This is a genomic window from Streptomyces reniochalinae (assembly GCF_003323735.1).
Taxonomy (GTDB): domain Bacteria; phylum Actinomycetota; class Actinomycetes; order Streptomycetales; family Streptomycetaceae; genus Streptomyces; species Streptomyces reniochalinae.
Map to the genome: position 1 here is coordinate 254,685 of NZ_QOIM01000037.1, position 15,208 is coordinate 269,892.

A 15,208-nucleotide genomic window follows, 5' to 3' on the forward strand; every position below is an offset into this window, starting at 1 on the left:
GCCACTGGTTGCGTGCCTGGTGTGGTCGTGGTGAGCGGGCTCACCCGAGGCCGCCGGTCGATGTCACCGCTTCTCGTCGAGGACGGCCTCCATCACGTCCTTCGCGATCGGTGCCGCCAGCTTGCCACCCGCGATGTCGTTGCGGAGTGTGTCGGAACTCTCCACCACTACAGCGACGGCAACGGGAGATCCGTCACTCGTCTTCGCGTACGAAATGAACCAGGCGTACGGATTGTCCTTGTTGTTCTCACCGTGCTGGGCTGTACCCGTCTTGCCGCCGACAGTGACGTTCGGGATCCTGCCCGCGGTTCCCGTGCCCTTCTCCACGACCGTCTCCATGGCCGACTGGAGCTTCTGGGCGTTCTCCGCGGAGACCGGCTGGCTCAGCTCCTCCGGCTTGGTCTGCTCGACGGTGTTGAGGTTGGGCGCGACCAGCTTGTCGACCATGTAGGGCTTCATCAGCTTGCCGTCGTTGGCGACCGCCGAGGCGACCATGGCCATCTGGAGCGGGGTGGCGCGGTTGGAGGCCTGGCCGATACCCGCCTGGGCGTTCTGCGGGCGGGTGTCCTTGGGGTAGATGCTCTTGGCGGGCCGCACCGGGGTGTCCAGGTCCGGGTCGAGCGTGCCGCCCTCGACGTCCTTCTCGAAGCCGAACTTCTCGGCCGTCTTGATCATCTCGTCGTTGCCGAGCTCGTCGGACATCTTGGCGAAGACGGTGTTGCAGGACCACTGGAGCGCCACGCGGACGCTGGCGTCCTTGCACTGCGGGATGTTGCCCTCGTTGCCCAGGTCCTTGCTGGTGTTCGGCAGCGTGTAGGGGTCGGGCGAGTCCGTCTTGGAGTCGACGTCGTAGTCGCCGCTCTCCAGCCCGGCCGCCGCGGTGACGACCTTGAAGGTCGAGCCCGGCGGGTAGGTCTGCCGCAGCGCCCGGTTGAGCATCGGGTCGTCTTCGTTGTTCTTCTTCTGCAGGGCGCTCCACGCCTTGCTGTCCTTGTCGCCGTTGCCGGCGAAGGCGGACGCGTCGTAGGAGGGCTTGTTGGCCAGCGCCAGGATGGCGCCCGTCGACGGGTCGATCGCGGCGACCGCGCCCTTCTTGTCACCGAGCCCGTCGTAGGCGGCCTTCTGCGCCTTGGCGCTCAGCGTCGTGACGACGTTGCCGCCCTTCTGCGGCTTGCCGGTGACCATGTCGATGGTGCGGTTGAAGAACAGCCGGTCGTCGTCGCCGGTGAGGATGGGGTCGTACAGCTTCTCCAGCTGGTTGGCACCGAACGCCTGCGAGGCGTAACCGGTGACCGGCGCCCACATCTCGCCGTCCTTGTAGGTGCGCTTGTACTTGAAGTCGGTGCCGTCGGTGGCCGCTGACCCGGTGACCGACTTGCCGTCCACGATGATGTTGCCGCGCGGCTGTGCGTACCGGGCGATGGAGACACGTCTGTTGTCCGGGTCGGTCTTCAGCTCGTCGGCCTGGACGAACTGCAACCAGTTCGTCCGCACGAGCAGGGCCATCACGAGCAGACCGCAGAAGATCGCGATCCGGCGCAGGGGCTTGTTCACGGGCGGACCACCTGAGTCATCTCGGCATCGGGTGAGGGGGCCGGGGCCGGCGCGGGGCGGCGGGCGGTGTCGCTGATGCGCAGCAGAATGCCGACCAGCGCCCAGTTGGCGATCACGGAGGAACCGCCGGAGGCCAGGAACGGCATGGTCATACCGGTCAGCGGGATCAGGCCCATCACGCCGCCGGCGACGACGAAGACCTGGAGCCCGAAGGCGCCGGAGAGGCCGACGGCCAGCAGCTTGCCGAACGGGTCGCGGGCGGCGAGCGCCGTACGGACGCCGCGCTCGACGATCAGCCCGTAGAGCAGCAGGACGGCCATCATGCCCGTCAGGCCCATCTCCTCGCCGACCGTGGCGAGGATGAAGTCGGAGTTGGCGGCGAAGCCGATCAGGTCGGAGTTGCCCTGGCCCCAGCCGGTGCCCAGCACCCCGCCGGAGCCGAACGCCCACAGCGCCTGGGCGATCTGGTCGCTGCCCGTGGTCTGGATGACCTCCTGCGAGAAGGGGTGCAGCCAGGCCTGGACGCGGTCTTGCACGTGCGGTTCGAACGTGGCCACGAGGGAGGCGCCGCCGGCCGACAGGAGCAGGCCGAAGACGATCCAGCTGGTCCGCTCGGTGGCGACGTACAGCATGATCACGAAGAGGCCGAAGAACAGCAGCGAGGTGCCCAGGTCGGTCTCGAAGACCAGGATCATCAGGCTGAGGCCCCAGATCACCAGGATCGGCCCCAGGTCGCGCCCGCGCGGCAGGTACAGGCCCATGAAGCGGCGGGAGGCCAGCGCCAGGGCGTCCCGTTTCACCATCAGGTAACCCGCGAAGAAGATCGCGATGATGATCTTGACGAACTCACCCGGCTGGAGATTGATCGGGCCGATACTGACCCAGATCCGCGCGCCGTTGACCGGCTTGAAGAACACCGGCAGCACCAGCAGCACCAGGCCGACGGCCATGGAGATGTACGTGTAGCGCTGGAGTACCCGGTGGTCCTTGAGGAACAGCAGGATCGCCACGAACAGCGCCAGCCCGATCGCCGAGTACAGCAGCTGCTTGGGGGCGTCGGGGGTGAAGGAGCCGAAGAGGTTCTCGGCGCGCTGGTGCAGCCGCTCCGACTGGTCGAGGCGCCAGATCAGCACCAGGCCCAGGCCGTTGAGCAGCGTGGCCAGCGGCAGCAGCAGCGGATCGGCGTAGGGCGCGTAGCGGCGCACCACGAGGTGCCCCACACCGGCCAGCAGCACCATCCCGAAGCCGTAGCCGAGCATGCCCGAGGGCAGCTTGTCGTTGATCGCCAGACCCACGTTGGCGTACGCGAAGACCGGGATCAGCACGGCGAAGACGAGCATCGCCAGCTCCGTGTTGCGGCGGCTCGGCAGTCCGCCGGAGGACACGGTGGTGTTGCTGCCCGTGGTGGTGGTGAGGTTGCTCATGCCTGTGCCGCCCCCTACGGCGCGGTGCACTGCTTGGCCAGCCCCTGCTGCTTCTCCGTGAGCTTGGGGCTCGGCGACGGAGTGCTGGAGGCGGCGCCAGTGGTGTCGTGGGTGGAGCCGGAGGTGAAGGCGGTGTGGGTGGCCGCGCCGACGCCGGCGTTCCCCTTGTCCGCGCCGGCGGTGCCGGTCCCGTTGCCGGCCCCGCCGCCTGTGGTGGCGTCACCGGGCCGGTTCTGCTCGTCCTTGCGCTGCTTCTCGGACTTCTCGGAACCCTTGCCGCCCTCGTCGCCCTTGTCGGGGTCCTTGGGCTGCTTCTTCTGCTCGGCGACGATCCGGCAGACCTCGGCCTGCTCGCCCAGCTCGGTGAGCTTGTCCTTGGCCTCGTCCCGGTCGTTCAGCGCGATGGTCTCCTCGACCTGGCTGCGCTGGAAGACCGGCAGGTACTTGAGTTCGACGTCGGGGCGGTCCTCGTCGACCTTGTGCAGCGAGACGCCGGCCAGCTCCTGGCTGATGCCGCGGTAGAGCGCCACGTGATCACCGTTGGCGCCCACGTAGTACTGCGTCTGCGTCCAGCGGTAGCCGCCGTACAGGCCGCCGCCCACCACGGCCAGCGCCAGGGCGATCCACAGCGAACGCTTGATCCACCTGCCCTTGCCGCCCTTGCCCGGCTTGGTGAAGTCCTCGTCGGAGAAGGGACCGAACGCGCCCGCCGGCGCCGCCGGATCGCCGCTCGGCGGCCCGAACCCCTCAGGGGAGCCCGGCTGTCCCTGCGGGGGCACGCCCTGGCCGCGGCCCAGCTCGGCGGCGCGGGCCGCCGGAGTGCTGCCCAGCGCGCCGCCCGCCAGCTGCTGCTGCGTCTCGGCGACGGCTCCGACGATGACGGGGGTGTCGTTGAGCTGGGTGTGCAGCGTGTCCTCGTGATCGACGTCCAGGACGTCGGCGACGATGCAGGTGATGTTGTCGGGGCCACCGCCGCGCAGCGCGAGCTGGATCAGCTCCTGCACGGTGTCCTGCGGGCCGTGGTAGCCGGCCAGCGTCTCCTCGATCGTCTGGTGCGAGACGACGGCCGACAGCCCGTCGGAGCACAGCAGGTAGCGGTCCCCCGCGCGCACCTCGCGGATCGACAGATCGGGCTCGACGTGGTCACCACTGCCCAGCGCGCGCATCAGCAGCGAGCGCTGCGGGTGCGTGGTGGCCTCCTCCTCGGTGATGCGGCCCTCGTCCACCAGCCGCTGCACCCAGGTGTGGTCCTGCGTGATCTGGGTGAGCTGCCCCTCGCGCAGCAGATAGGCCCGCGAGTCGCCGACGTGGACCAGCCCGAGGCGCTGCCCCGTCCACAGCAGGGCCGTGAGCGTCGTGCCCATGCCCTCCAGCTGCGGGTCCTCCTCGACCATCAGCCGCAGCTGATCGTTGGCGCGCTGCACCGTGGTGCCGAGGGAGGTGAGGATGTCCGAGCCGGGGATGTCCTCGTCGAGCTGGACCATGGCGGAGATCACCTCGGAGGAGGCGACCTCGCCGGCGGCCTGGCCGCCCATGCCGTCGGCGACCGCGAGCAGCCGGGGACCGGCATAGCCGGAGTCCTCGTTGTGCTCACGGATCATGCCGTCGTGTGATCCGGCGGCAAAGCGCAGTGACAGGCTCATGCGCACCTCGCCCGTCGGCTCCGGGTACATCCGCACGGTGCCCACCCTCCGGTCGTCATGTCGGTACTACTTCCGCAGCTCGATGACCGTCTTGCCGATGCGGATCGGCGCTTCGAGCGGGATCGGCGTCGGTGTGGTGAGCCGGGTGCGGTCGAGATACGTGCCGTTGGTCGACCCGAGGTCCTCGACGATCCACCTGCCGTCACGGTCCGGGTAGATCCTGGCATGCCGCGAGGACGCGTAGTCGTCGTCCAGCACGATCGTGGAGTCGTGCGCGCGGCCCAGGGTGATCGTCTGCCCCTGGAGCGCCACCGTCGTGCCCGTGAGCGACCCCTCGGACACCACGAGCTTGGTGGGGGCGTTACGGCCCGCGCCGCGCCCGCGCCTGCCGCCGCCCTGCTGCGGTGGCTGCTGCGGCTGTGCCCGCTGAGCGGGGCGCTGGTCGGCGCGACGGGTGGTGCGCTGCGTCACCCTGGTGCCGAACAGGTCACTCCTGATGACCTGGATGGACACGATGACGAACAGCCACAGTACGGCGAGAAACCCCAACCGCATGACCGTGAGGGTCAGCTCTGACATTGCCCCCGCTTCACCCTTCGGCTTGCCGGTAAATGATCGTCGTACTGCCCACGACGATGCGTGAGCCGTCGCGGAGCGTAGCGCGCTGGGTGTGCTGTCCGTCCACCACGATGCCGTTCGTGGATCCCAGATCCTGGATGGAGGAGGGGCTGCCCGCCCGGATCTCGCAGTGCCGGCGCGAGACCCCGGGGTCGTCGATCCGCACGTCGGCCTCCGTGCTGCGGCCCAGCACCAGCGTCGGACCCGAGATCTGGTGGCGGTTGCCGTTGATCTCGACCCAGCGCCGCGTCTCGGTGCCCGGCAGCGGTCCCGCGGCACCGGCGGGGCCCGGCGCGTACGGCGGCGGGGAGGAGGGCGCGGGGGGCGCCGACGGCGGCGCCGAGGAGGGGCGGGGCGGGTAGCCGTAGCCGCCGTTCCCCGCACCACCAGGCCGGTCCGGAGCGCGCTGGGGCTGGGCGGCCTGCGGCTGGGAGGTGCTGGAGGCGAGAGTGCGGCTGCGCACCCGGTACAGGCCGGTGTCCAGATCGTCGGCCTTCTCCAGATGGACCTTGATCGGTCCCATGAACGTGTAGCGCTGCTGCTTGGCGTAGTCCCGCACCATGCTGGCGAGTTCGTCCCCGAGCTGGCCGGAGTAGGGGCTGAGCCGCTCGTAGTCGGGCGGGCTCAGCTCGACGATGAAGTCGTTGGGGACGACCGTGCGCTCTCGGTTCCAGATCGTGGCGTTGTTGTCGCACTCGCGCTGGAGGGCGCCCGCGATCTCGACGGGTTGCACTTCGGACTTGAACACCTTCGCGAAGGTGCCGTTGACGAGGCCTTCGAGCCGCTGCTCGAACCGCTTCAGAACTCCCACGACGCACCTCCTTCCCAGATGCTCTCGGACCTAGCCGACCGGGTCGGCCTCCAGTCCGCTTCCCAGTGTCCCCCCGAGTACGGGCACAGTGCTCCTGCGGTACTGCTTACTGATCGTATCCACGCGCGGGGAAATCGACTGGTTCCCCAGTGGGGCCCAGTGCTCAAGTGTTGCCCCTCACAGTGGTTCGCGCGCGGCCCCCGCCACAGTCGCCCGTACCGCCCTACAGCGTCGCATGGATCGCCGGGTTCTCGTACTGAGTCCCGCACCGGCCGCGCCAGGGCCGCGCCAGGCCGCGCCGTGGCGCGGCCAGGTTGCGCCACGGCCGCGTCATGGCTGGGAGCGCACGGGAAGAGGCGGGGAACGGGTGGGGAGGGGGCCCGAATACGGATGTGAATCCACCCCGCTCGACGTGCTAATCTTCTGGATGTCGGCAGGCGCCCGCACCGGGCGAGCCGGCAACACCCAATGCGCGGGTGGCGGAATAGGCAGACGCGCTGGATTCAGGTTCCAGTGTCCGAAAGGACGTGGGGGTTCAACTCCCCCCTCGCGCACACAGAGACGAAGGCCCCATCGGGATCCCGATGGGGCCTTCGTCGTGTGGGCTCCGTCGGTCGGAGCCGATGTCGCCTGTTGGAGGCGGCCTGTCGGAGCCGGTGCTGTCTGTTGGCCTGTGTCGGGTCGGTCACATGTTTTGGGGCGGTACCCGCGTACGCGAACGGAGCGTGCGGTCCGCAGGTGCGGTCGCACGCTCCGTGTTGACGGTTGGGCGCACCGTCGGCCGGCTGCTCGACGGGTGGGGGACGGCAGCCGGCCGTTCGGTGGGGTGAAGGCGGGCCGGGCGGCCGCTCAGTTGGCGAACCGGGCCGCCAGCGCCTTGCCGCGCAGCTCCGCCGCCTCGTGGGCCTGGGCGCGGGACGCCTTCGCCATGTCCACCAGGTCCGCCATGGCCGGGTTGCCCTCGGCCAGGGTCAGCTCCGGGACGATGTACTCGGTGTCCAGACCGAAGCCCGACTCCCCCAGCACCTTCTCCAGGTAGGTCAGCACGAACTCGAAGCTCTCGCGGGGCGTGCCCGGACCGTAGCCGCCACCGCGGCTGGCCACGACGGTGGCCGGCTTGCCCGCCGCGGTCCTGGAGGGCGAACCGGTGGTGCGGCCCATGATGATCACGTGGTCCAGCCAGGCCTTCAGCGTGGAGGGGATCGTGAAGTTGTACATCGGGGCGCCGATCAGCACCGCGTCCGCGCGCTCGAACTCGCTCGCCAGCTCGTCACGGAGCTTGAAGGCGTCGGCCTGCTCGGGGGTGTGGTCCGCGGGGGCGATGAAGCCCGCCACGGCGGCCGGGCCCTCCAGGTGCGGGACCGGGTCGGTGCCCAGGTCGCGGTAGATCACCTTTCCGTCCGGGTGCTCGGCCTCCCATGCCTTGCGGAAGGAGGCGGCGACGTCACGGGAGACGGAGGCCTCGTGCGGATGCAGGGACGAGTCGATGTGGAGGAGGGTGGCCATGGAGAGCTCCTAGCGCTTTGTAAGCTGAGGAAAGTTTTCGACGTAACTATGTATAGCACAGTCACTTACTTTTCTGCACCACCTTGTGTGGACGCAGTACGATGGAGCCATGTCAGAGCCCGGAAAGCTCGATCTTCCGCCCCCACCCCCGTCCCCGGACCCGGACCGAGACCCGTCCCCGGACTGCTCGCCCGCGGCCGCCTGCACCGAGCCGGAGAGCGCCATCACGCGCGTCTTCCACCTGCTGGGCAAGCGCTGGACAGGGCTGATCCTGGCCGCGCTGATGAGCGGCCCGGGACACTTCGCGGAACTGCGCCGCGCCGTGCCCGGCATCAGTGAGCGCATGCTCTCCGACCGGCTGACCGAACTCGCCGCGTTCGGCCTCGTCTCCCGGGTCGTCCAGGAGGGGCCGCCGCTGCGGGTCAGCTACAGCCTCACCGACTCCGGGCACGCCCTGCGGCCCGCCATGGTCGAGCTGACCCGCTGGGCCGACTCCCACCTGACGGGAACCGAGAACCGTTGCCCGGAGGCGTTCCGCGAGTGAGGCCGCGCGCGGCGGTCGTAGGGTGGACGCGATGAACGCCAACTCCCCCGCGCAGGCGAACGAGGACCCTCCGCACCCGAACGAGGACACCGCGCAGGTGAACCCGGATCCGGTGCGTACGGACGCGGACGCGTCGCGTATGGACGTGGACGCGTTGCGTGCGGACGCGGATCCAAAGGGTGCGGGCGTCGATCCAGGGCGTATGGACGCTGGCTCCGCGCAGGCGGGTGAGGAGTCCTCACCCGGAAGCGAGGAGTCTTCGCGCGGGAGCGAGGAGTCTTCGCGCGGGAGGGCGGCGGGTGCCGAGACGGGTGAAGGGCCGGCGCGTGCTGGTGCGGCGGGTGAGGGGCCCGCGCGTGAAGAACCCGGCACCGAGCGGCTCGAAAAAGCCGTCCGCGCCGCGGAGCACGCGCTGATCGAGTACGAGATCGCCGTCGAGACCTTCCGGGTGGAGGTCGAGAACTTCTCCCGGCTGCACCACCAGCGGCTGGGCCCCGTCTACGCCCGCCTCGACGAACTGGACGCGCAGATCGCCGAGGCCGTCGCCGCCCGCACCGGCGATCCGGACGACATCCGCAAGGCCGACGAGAAGCGCGGCGCCGTGCTGCCCATGCCCCAGGTCGAGGAGCTCTTCTTCGGCTGGATCGACTCCAGCGGCATGCTCCCCGAGGCGCAGGCGATGCTCAACGAGCAGCCCGTCAGCCCGCCCAGCCGGGTGCGGCCCAGCGAGGAGGCCCGCAAGGCCTACCGCGACCTCGTCCGCAAGGCGCACCCCGATCTCACACAGGACGAGGCCGAACGCGAGCGCCGCGAAGCCTTCCTCGTACGGGTGAACAAGGCGTACGCGGACGGTGACGCGGCCGCGCTCGCCGCGCTCGCCGAGGAGTGGGAGGCGGGTCCGCTCCCTGAGCCGCTGGCCGAACTGCTGCGCAGCGAAGAGCTGTACGCCCGCCTGGAGTGGCTGGCCCAGCGCAAGGAGGTGCTCGCGCAGATGGCCGCCGAACTGGAGGAGAGCGCGATCGGCGCCATGCTGAAGCTGGCCCCCGACGACCCCGACACGCTGCTGGAAGAGATCGCCGAACAACTGCTCGGACAGGTGTCGGAGCGCGAGAGCGAGCTCGCCCGGCTGCGGGAGTCGTGAGCGTGCCGCCCGCTCGCGGCAGCAGCGAGCACGCTCTCCCGGCCGGTTCGGCCGGCTCGGCTGGCCCGGTCGGCTCGGCTGGCCCGGTCGGTTCGGCCCGTTCGGCAAGAGGCTGATCAGCGCGGCCGCACCCCGTAAACGCTGATGAACGCATCACGATGCATCACTGGGAAACGCCCGAAAGATCCGGGCCAGGAAGAACAGGGAGACCAGGGATGAACGCCCTTCCCGGACAGGTACCGCAGATCGACGCCGCATCCGTGCCGTCCGAGGCACTGCTGCTCGACGTCCGCGAGGACGACGAGTGGGCAGCCGGACGGGCCGAGGGTGCGTTGCACATCCCGATGAGCGAATTCGTCGCCCGCCAGGGCGAGCTGACCGGACGACTGGGTGAGAGCGAGCGGGTGTACGTCGTCTGCCGGGTCGGCGGACGTTCGGCCCAGGTCGCCGCCTACCTTGCCCAACAGGGCGTGGACGCCGTCAACGTGGACGGCGGCATGCTCGCCTGGGAAAGCGCCGGACGCCCCTTGGTGGGCGACAGCGACCCCGCCTTCGTCGCCTGACGAACCCCCCGGCCGGTCAGGGGTCGGCTCGGCGCCGGCTCAGGGCCGGCTCAGGCGGGTTCCCGGGCGGCCAACAGCTCGCCCAGGGCCTCCTCATGGGCCGCCGCTGAACCGTAGGACAGCTCCCACTGCTTGGCCCAGGCGTGGAAGCGGTGCAGCGGATAGTCGGTGTCGGTGCCCATCCCGCCGTGCAGATGCTGTGCCGTCTGCACGAGGCGACGTACCCCGTCCGACGCCCACATCTTGGCGACCGCCACCTCCGCCGGATCGAGTCGCCACGCCGCCTGCCACAGCGTCGCCTCCATCGCGCGCAGGTCGATGTAGCGGTCGGCGGACTGTACGGCCACCGCCTGGAACGTGGCGACAGGGAACCCGAACTGCTCGCGTCCGCTGACGTACGCGCTGGTCATCTCCAGCACCTTGCTGCCCAGCCCGAGCGCCAGCGCACAGGTCCCCGTGGTCAGCAGGCGCCAGAGGTGGGCCGGCGCAGCGGCGTCCTCGATCACGTCACCGGCCGGTACTCGCACGGCGTCCAGCCGCAACCGGGCGTAGGGCTCGCCGTTGGTGGACGCCTGCTCGTCCAGGACGACGCCGCCCGAGGTGGCGCCCGGAGCGAGGACGGCCAGCAGCGGTCGGCCGTCCGCCGTGTGCGCCGGGACGACGACCAGGTCAGCCGTCCGCCCCCAGGGCACAGCGGTCTGCACCCCGTCCAGGACCCAGCCGCCCCCGTCTCCGTTCCCTGCGGAAGAAGGCCGCTCGGCGGAAGGCCGCTCGGCAGAAAGACGCTCGGCGGAAGGCCGCGCCGAGACGGCGAGTTCCGGCCGCTCGTGCCCGCTCGCCCCCTGCCCGGCGACGGTCAGCGCCAGTTCGCCCCGCGCGATGCGGGGAAGCAGCCTGGCGCACAGCTCGTCGCTGCCGTACTCGGCCAGGGTGAGTGCCGCCGCGCCGGTCTCCACCAGAGGGACGCGGGCCAGCACTCGGCCCGCCTCGCGCAGCACCAGGCACAGCGCCACCGCGTCCAGGCCCGAGCCGCCGTGCCGGACCGGCACGGTGAGGCCGAGAAGATCGGCACGGGCGAGCCGGTCCCACAGGTCCCGGTCGAAGTCGTCGGCGACCGCGCCGGGCGTCAGCGCCGGACTCGGCACGGTGTCGACCGCCACGTGCGCGAAGGCTCCCTTCGCTGCTTCACGAGCCGCCTCCTGCTCCTCACTGAACCCGAAGTCCATGCCGCACCGCCCTCCGGCCGACGCCCGTAGCTGATGGCTCGTCAGGTTACGACGGGCGCCCGTCGTTAGCCAGAGGGAACAACGGGGGAACCAGGGAGGGGCAGGGCCGGGGGCCCTGGGGCCATGGGGCCATCGGGAAGGGGGCGCCCGTCTCCGGCCGTCACCCGTCGAAGTCGAGGGCCACCTCCGGAGTGGTCGGGTGGGACTGGCACGCCAGGACGTAGCCCGCCTCTATCTCCTCCTCCTCCAAGGCGAAGTTGCGGTCCATCGTGACCTGGCCGTCGACGAGACGAGCCCGGCAGGTGCCGCACACGCCGCCCTTGCAGGCGTAGGGCGCGTCGGTGCGGTTGCGCAGGACCGTCTCCAGCAGGGTCTCCCCCTCGCGGGCGAACCAGCTGCCGCCCCGGCCGCCCAGGGTGGCGTTCACGGTGGCGGAGCCGGCTATCGCCGCGGGCGCGCCCCCGGAGGGCCGGGGTGCGGAGCCGGCGACCGCGCTGTTCGCGGCGTCGGCTTCGTCCGCGTGGAAGATTTCCTGGTGGACGCGTGCGCGCGGGACCCCCAGTGTGCGCAGCGCCTTGGCCGCGCCGTCGACCAGACCCAGGGGGCCGCACAGGTACCAGCCGTCCATGTCGCGCACGGCGGGAGGTGACAGGAGCGCGGGCAGCAGCGCGGTCAGCCGGTCGCGGTCGAGCCGGCCGGAGGGCAGCCCGCTGTGCTGCTCCTCGCGGGAGAGGGTCGTGACCAGGTGGAAGCGGTCGGGATAGCGGTCCTTGAGGTCGGCCACCTCTTCCAGGAACATCGTCGAGTCCGCCGTCCTGTCGCTGCGTATCAGGCAGAACCGGGCCTCGCTCTCACGTTCCAGCAATGTGGCGGCGATGGAGAGGACAGGGGTGATGCCGCTGCCGCCGACGATCGCGGCGAACCGTCCCGGTCGCGGCGCGAGAACGAAGCGTCCCGTCGGCGGCAGCGCCTCGACCGTGCCGCCCTCGGTCAACTCCTTGAGCGCGTAGGTGGAAAACTCCCCGCCCTCCACCAGCCGGATGCCGACCCGCAGCGTGTCGGGCCGGGAGCGGGCCGGGTCGCACAGCGAGTAGGTGCGGCGGATCTCCTCCCCGTACTCGTTCACACGCCGCAGCGCGATGTGCTGGCCCGCGGTGTAGCCGTAGGTGTCGCGCAGCTCGGACGGGACGGCGAGGGTGAGAGCTGCCGCGTCGTCGGTGAGACGTTCGATCGACTGGACGCGCAGCGGGTGGAAGACCGGCACGCCTCACACCTCCTTGAAGTGGTCGAAAGGCTCACGGCAGCTCTCGCAGCGGCGCAGGGCCTTGCAGGCCGTGGAGGAGAACCGGCTCAGTTCGGTCGTCTCGGCGGATCCGCAGTGCGGGCAGTGGACGGGACCCGGGCCTGGATCGGACGCGGGCCCCTGCTCTTCCCGGGAGCCGGCCCGGACGCGGTGGGTGGGGGAGAGACCGACCAGGACGGGTCCGCGGGTGCGGGCGCCCTCCCGGGGCGGCGCGATTCCGTACGCGGCGAGCTTGCGGCGGCCCTCCTCGGTGATGTCGTCGCTCGACCAGGGTGGGGTGAGCACGGTGCGGACCTCGACCCGCTCGGCCCCGGCCTCCCGTAGTGCCTGCTCGATATCCGTGCTCATCGCCTCGATCGCCGGGCACCCGGTGTAGGTCGGAGTCAGCTCGACGAGGACGTGGCCGGGCTCCGGTTCGGTCACCCGCCGCAGCACGCCCAGTTCGGCGAGCGTGACCACCGGCAGTTCGGGATCGGGCACCGCGCCCGCCAGCTCGGCGAAGGAACGCGAGGGGGAGCGGGAGCGTGAGCCGGCGGTCGGGCCTTGGGCGAGGTGTCCCGTCACCATGTCGCCCCCGGGTGGCTGCGGTGCAGGTGCTGCATCTCGGCGAGCATCCGGCCGAACGGCTCGGTGTGCACTCCCTGGCGGCCCGCCCCCGCCGACCAGGCGCCGTGGCGCGGACTGTCGGGCACCGTCAGCCCCGCCTGCCCCAAGACCGCGCGGATGCCGGTGTCCCACTCCTCCTCCAGCTCCTCCCAGCGGGCGTCCACCCCCTCGACCGGCCGGAACAGCTCTCCCGTGTACCGCCACAGCGCGTCGACGGCGCGCTGGGTGCGGGCGTGGCTCTCCTCCGTGCCGTCACCCAGGCGCAGCGTCCACTGCTCGGCGTGGTCGCGGTGGTAGGCGACTTCCCGCACCGCCTTGGCGGCCAGGGGGAGGGACGGGGTCAACTGGGCGTAGAGCGGCTGCTGGTAGGTGGAGAAGAACAGCTGGCGGACGACGGTGTGCGCGAAGTCCCCGTTGGGCTGTTCCACCAGTTGGCAGTTGAGGAAGGCCCGTTCCTCCCGCAGGTAGGCGATCTCGTCCTCGCTGCCGAGCACGTCGGCCAGTTCGGCGTAGAGCGCGCGGGCCTGGCCCAGCAGGTCGAGCGCGATGTTGGCCAGCGCCACCTCCTCCTCCAGCACGGGGGCGTGGCCCGCCCATTCGCCGAGGCGGTGGGAGAGGATCAGCGCGTCGTCCCCGAGAGGGAGGGCGGCGAGGGTGGCGGGGGGTGTGGTGGCGCTCACAGGTTCCGCACTCCTTCCGGGACCTCGTAGAACGTCGGGTGGCGGTAGGGCTTGTCGGCCGCGGGGGCGAAGAAGGGGTCCTTCTCGTCGGGAGAGGAAGCGGTGATCTCGACGGAGGGGACCACCCAGAGGGAGACCCCCTCGGAGCGGCGGGTGAACAGGTCCCGCGCGTTGCGGAGAGCCATCTGGGCGTCCGGGGCGTGCAGGCTTCCCGCGTGGGTGTGCGAGAGGCCGCGCCTGCTGCGGACGAAGACCTCCCACAGGGGCCAGTCGGCGCTCATGAGCTGTGCTCAACTCCTCGCTGTGCGGATTCGTCTGCTCGGGGCTGCGGGGCGTGCTCGGGTGGGCGGGACTGCGGTGCCTGCTCGGCTGGGAGGGGCGGCGTTTTGGTGTCCGCGGCCCCTGGCGCCGGGTCCGGGGGCGTCGCTCGGGCCGCCTGCTTGGCGGCGTGGGCGGCCGCCGCCTCGCGGACCCAGGCGCCGTCCTCGTGCGCCGCGCGGCGCTGGTGCAGCCGCTGCTCGTTGCACGGTCCGTTGCCCGCCAGGACGTCGCGGAACTCCTGCCAGTCGATCGTGCCGAAGTCCCAGTGCTCGCGCTGCTCGTTCCAGCGCAGGTCGGGGTCGGGGAGAGTGAGGTCGAGAGCCTCGGCCTGGGGGACGCAGATGTCGACGAAACGCTGCCGCAGCTCATCGTTGGAGTGCCGCTTGATCTTCCACTCCATGGAGCGGGCGCTGTGCGCAGACTCCTCGTCGGGCGGGCCGAACATCATCAGCGAGGGCCACCACCAGCGATCCACCGCGTCCTGCGCCATCGCGTGCTGGGCCTCGGTGCCGCGGGAGAGGGCCAGCAGCAGTTCGTACCCCTGACGCTGGTGGAAGGACTCCTCCTTGCAGACGCGCACCATGGCGCGGGCGTAGGGGCCGTAGGAGCAGCGGCACAGCGGCACCTGGTTGGTGATCGCCGCGCCGTCCACCAGCCAGCCGATCGCGCCGACGTCCGCCCAGGTCAGGGTGGGGTAGTTGAAGATGGAGGAGTACTTCTGGCGGCCGGTGTGCAGCTTGTCGAGCAGCTGCTCGCGGCCCGTGCCCAGCGTCTCGGCCGCGCCGTAGAGGTAGAGGCCGTGGCCCGCCTCGTCCTGCACCTTGGCCATCAGGATCGCCTTGCGGCGCAGGGACGGCGCGCGCGTGATCCAGTTGGCCTCCGGCTGCATCCCGATGATCTCGGAGTGGGCGTGCTGGGCGATCTGCCGGACGAGGGTGGCGCGGTAGGCGTCCGGCATCCAGTCGCGTGGCTCGATGCGTTCTTCGGCGGCGACGGCCGCGTCGAAGGCGGCCTGGAGTGCGGCCTCCTCCTCCGGCGAGGCGCCACCCGGCGCGGACCCGGCAGGGTCCTTCCCCTCCCCGGCCCGCCGGCTGAGCGGCGGCGTTGTCACCGATGACATGCGAGCCCCCTGATATCTCGGCGCCGGTGATTCCCGGCACGATCCCGGTCGGCCGACCGGCCGACCGGCTGACCAGCCGGCGGGCCGGCGAGTCCGCGAGCCTGCCGGCTGGTCAGGCTCTCGCAGCCAACCTACCGACCGATCGTTC

At 70.9% G+C, this 15,208-nt stretch carries 15 protein-coding genes and 1 tRNA gene; 4 read left to right on the forward strand and 12 right to left on the reverse strand.

The window, feature by feature from the left end; translation table 11 throughout:
* Positions 1-63: 63 nt before the first annotated feature.
* The 5 genes from DQ392_RS18995 to DQ392_RS19015 are packed head-to-tail and all read right to left on the reverse strand — an operon-like array spanning position 64 to position 6,050.
* On the reverse strand, positions 64-1,554 hold the full coding sequence (locus tag DQ392_RS18995; RefSeq protein WP_114016818.1) for a peptidoglycan D,D-transpeptidase FtsI family protein: 1,491 nt from the start codon (positions 1,552-1,554) through the stop codon (positions 64-66).
* On the reverse strand, positions 1,551-2,978 hold the full coding sequence (locus DQ392_RS19000) for an FtsW/RodA/SpoVE family cell cycle protein (protein ID WP_114016925.1): 1,428 nt from the start codon (positions 2,976-2,978) through the stop codon (positions 1,551-1,553). Before DQ392_RS19000 ends, DQ392_RS18995 begins: the two co-directional genes overlap by 4 nt.
* A 14-nt stretch (positions 2,979-2,992) precedes the next feature.
* Positions 2,993-4,651 carry a Stp1/IreP family PP2C-type Ser/Thr phosphatase gene (locus DQ392_RS19005; protein WP_425470561.1) on the reverse strand — a complete coding sequence of 553 codons (1,659 nt, stop codon included), beginning with the start codon at positions 4,649-4,651 and terminating at the stop codon, positions 2,993-2,995.
* Positions 4,652-4,687: 36 nt separating this feature from the next.
* Positions 4,688-5,200, reverse strand: a complete 513-nt coding sequence (locus tag DQ392_RS19010) for an FHA domain-containing protein FhaB/FipA (RefSeq protein WP_114016820.1) — start codon at positions 5,198-5,200, stop codon at positions 4,688-4,690.
* Between the two features lie 10 nt (positions 5,201-5,210).
* Positions 5,211-6,050, reverse strand: a complete 840-nt coding sequence (locus DQ392_RS19015; RefSeq protein ID WP_114016821.1) for an FHA domain-containing protein — start codon at positions 6,048-6,050, stop codon at positions 5,211-5,213.
* A 470-nt stretch (positions 6,051-6,520) separates the two neighbouring features.
* On the opposite strand from DQ392_RS19015, the gene DQ392_RS19020 reads away from it, so the two are divergent.
* Positions 6,521-6,604 (forward strand) — tRNA-Leu (locus DQ392_RS19020).
* Between the two features lie 295 nt (positions 6,605-6,899).
* On the opposite strand, the gene DQ392_RS19025 is transcribed toward DQ392_RS19020, so the two are convergent.
* A complete protein-coding gene (locus DQ392_RS19025) occupies positions 6,900-7,556 on the reverse strand; it encodes an FMN-dependent NADH-azoreductase (protein ID WP_114016822.1) in 657 nt (218 codons plus the stop codon).
* Positions 7,557-7,665: 109 nt separating this feature from the next.
* Between DQ392_RS19025 and DQ392_RS19030 the strand changes: the two genes are divergently transcribed.
* The 3 genes from DQ392_RS19030 to DQ392_RS19040 all read left to right on the forward strand — a co-directional run bounded on the left by DQ392_RS19030 (position 7,666) and on the right by DQ392_RS19040 (position 9,804).
* Positions 7,666-8,100 carry a winged helix-turn-helix transcriptional regulator gene (locus DQ392_RS19030; RefSeq protein WP_114016823.1) on the forward strand — a complete coding sequence of 145 codons (435 nt, stop codon included), beginning with the start codon at positions 7,666-7,668 and terminating at the stop codon, positions 8,098-8,100.
* A 202-nt stretch (positions 8,101-8,302) separates the two neighbouring features.
* Positions 8,303-9,241, forward strand: a complete 939-nt coding sequence (locus tag DQ392_RS19035) for a hypothetical protein (protein WP_114016926.1) — start codon at positions 8,303-8,305, stop codon at positions 9,239-9,241.
* A 215-nt stretch (positions 9,242-9,456) separates the two neighbouring features.
* Entirely contained in the window at positions 9,457-9,804 is a 348-nt protein-coding gene (locus DQ392_RS19040; protein WP_114016824.1) for a rhodanese-like domain-containing protein, read from the forward strand.
* Between the two features lie 50 nt (positions 9,805-9,854).
* On the opposite strand, the gene DQ392_RS19045 is transcribed toward DQ392_RS19040, so the two are convergent.
* The 6 genes from DQ392_RS19045 to paaA all read right to left on the reverse strand — a co-directional run bounded on the left by DQ392_RS19045 (position 9,855) and on the right by paaA (position 15,060).
* Positions 9,855-11,030: an acyl-CoA dehydrogenase family protein gene (locus DQ392_RS19045; RefSeq protein WP_114016825.1), complete on the reverse strand. Its 1,176-nt coding sequence runs from the start codon at positions 11,028-11,030 to the stop codon at positions 9,855-9,857.
* 160 nt (positions 11,031-11,190) lie between these two features.
* On the reverse strand, positions 11,191-12,294 hold the full coding sequence (locus tag DQ392_RS19050) for a 2Fe-2S iron-sulfur cluster-binding protein (protein WP_114016826.1): 1,104 nt from the start codon (positions 12,292-12,294) through the stop codon (positions 11,191-11,193).
* A gap of 3 nt (positions 12,295-12,297) precedes the next feature.
* A complete protein-coding gene (gene paaD / locus DQ392_RS19055; RefSeq protein ID WP_114016827.1) occupies positions 12,298-12,900 on the reverse strand; it encodes a 1,2-phenylacetyl-CoA epoxidase subunit PaaD in 603 nt (200 codons plus the stop codon).
* Complete coding sequence (gene paaC, locus DQ392_RS19060; protein WP_114016828.1) at positions 12,894-13,619, reverse strand: 1,2-phenylacetyl-CoA epoxidase subunit PaaC; 726 nt, start codon at positions 13,617-13,619, stop codon at positions 12,894-12,896. The genes paaD and paaC overlap by 7 nt, the downstream gene beginning before the upstream one ends.
* A complete protein-coding gene (gene paaB, locus DQ392_RS19065) occupies positions 13,616-13,900 on the reverse strand; it encodes a 1,2-phenylacetyl-CoA epoxidase subunit PaaB (RefSeq protein ID WP_114016829.1) in 285 nt (94 codons plus the stop codon). Before paaB ends, paaC begins: the two co-directional genes overlap by 4 nt.
* Positions 13,897-15,060, reverse strand: coding sequence for a 1,2-phenylacetyl-CoA epoxidase subunit PaaA (gene paaA / locus DQ392_RS19070; protein ID WP_114016830.1), 1,164 nt, complete (start codon positions 15,058-15,060; stop codon positions 13,897-13,899). The genes paaB and paaA overlap by 4 nt, the downstream gene beginning before the upstream one ends.
* Positions 15,061-15,208 lie beyond the last annotated feature (148 nt).

Coding starts and splice junctions, on each gene's coding strand:
- DQ392_RS19035 (WP_114016926.1), top strand. CDS start 8,303: ATGGACGCTGGCTCCGCGCAGGCGGGTGAGGAGTCCTCACCCGGAAGC.
- paaA (WP_114016830.1), bottom strand. CDS start 15,060: ATGTCATCGGTGACAACGCCGCCGCTCAGCCGGCGGGCCGGGGAGGGG.
- DQ392_RS19045 (WP_114016825.1), bottom strand. CDS start 11,030: ATGGACTTCGGGTTCAGTGAGGAGCAGGAGGCGGCTCGTGAAGCAGCG.
- DQ392_RS19030 (WP_114016823.1), top strand. CDS start 7,666: ATGTCAGAGCCCGGAAAGCTCGATCTTCCGCCCCCACCCCCGTCCCCG.
- DQ392_RS19000 (WP_114016925.1), bottom strand. CDS start 2,978: ATGAGCAACCTCACCACCACCACGGGCAGCAACACCACCGTGTCCTCC.
- DQ392_RS19040 (WP_114016824.1), top strand. CDS start 9,457: ATGAACGCCCTTCCCGGACAGGTACCGCAGATCGACGCCGCATCCGTG.
- paaD (WP_114016827.1), bottom strand. CDS start 12,900: ATGGTGACGGGACACCTCGCCCAAGGCCCGACCGCCGGCTCACGCTCC.
- DQ392_RS19005 (WP_425470561.1), bottom strand. CDS start 4,651: ATGTACCCGGAGCCGACGGGCGAGGTGCGCATGAGCCTGTCACTGCGC.
- paaB (WP_114016829.1), bottom strand. CDS start 13,900: ATGAGCGCCGACTGGCCCCTGTGGGAGGTCTTCGTCCGCAGCAGGCGC.
- DQ392_RS19025 (WP_114016822.1), bottom strand. CDS start 7,556: ATGGCCACCCTCCTCCACATCGACTCGTCCCTGCATCCGCACGAGGCC.
- DQ392_RS19010 (WP_114016820.1), bottom strand. CDS start 5,200: ATGTCAGAGCTGACCCTCACGGTCATGCGGTTGGGGTTTCTCGCCGTA.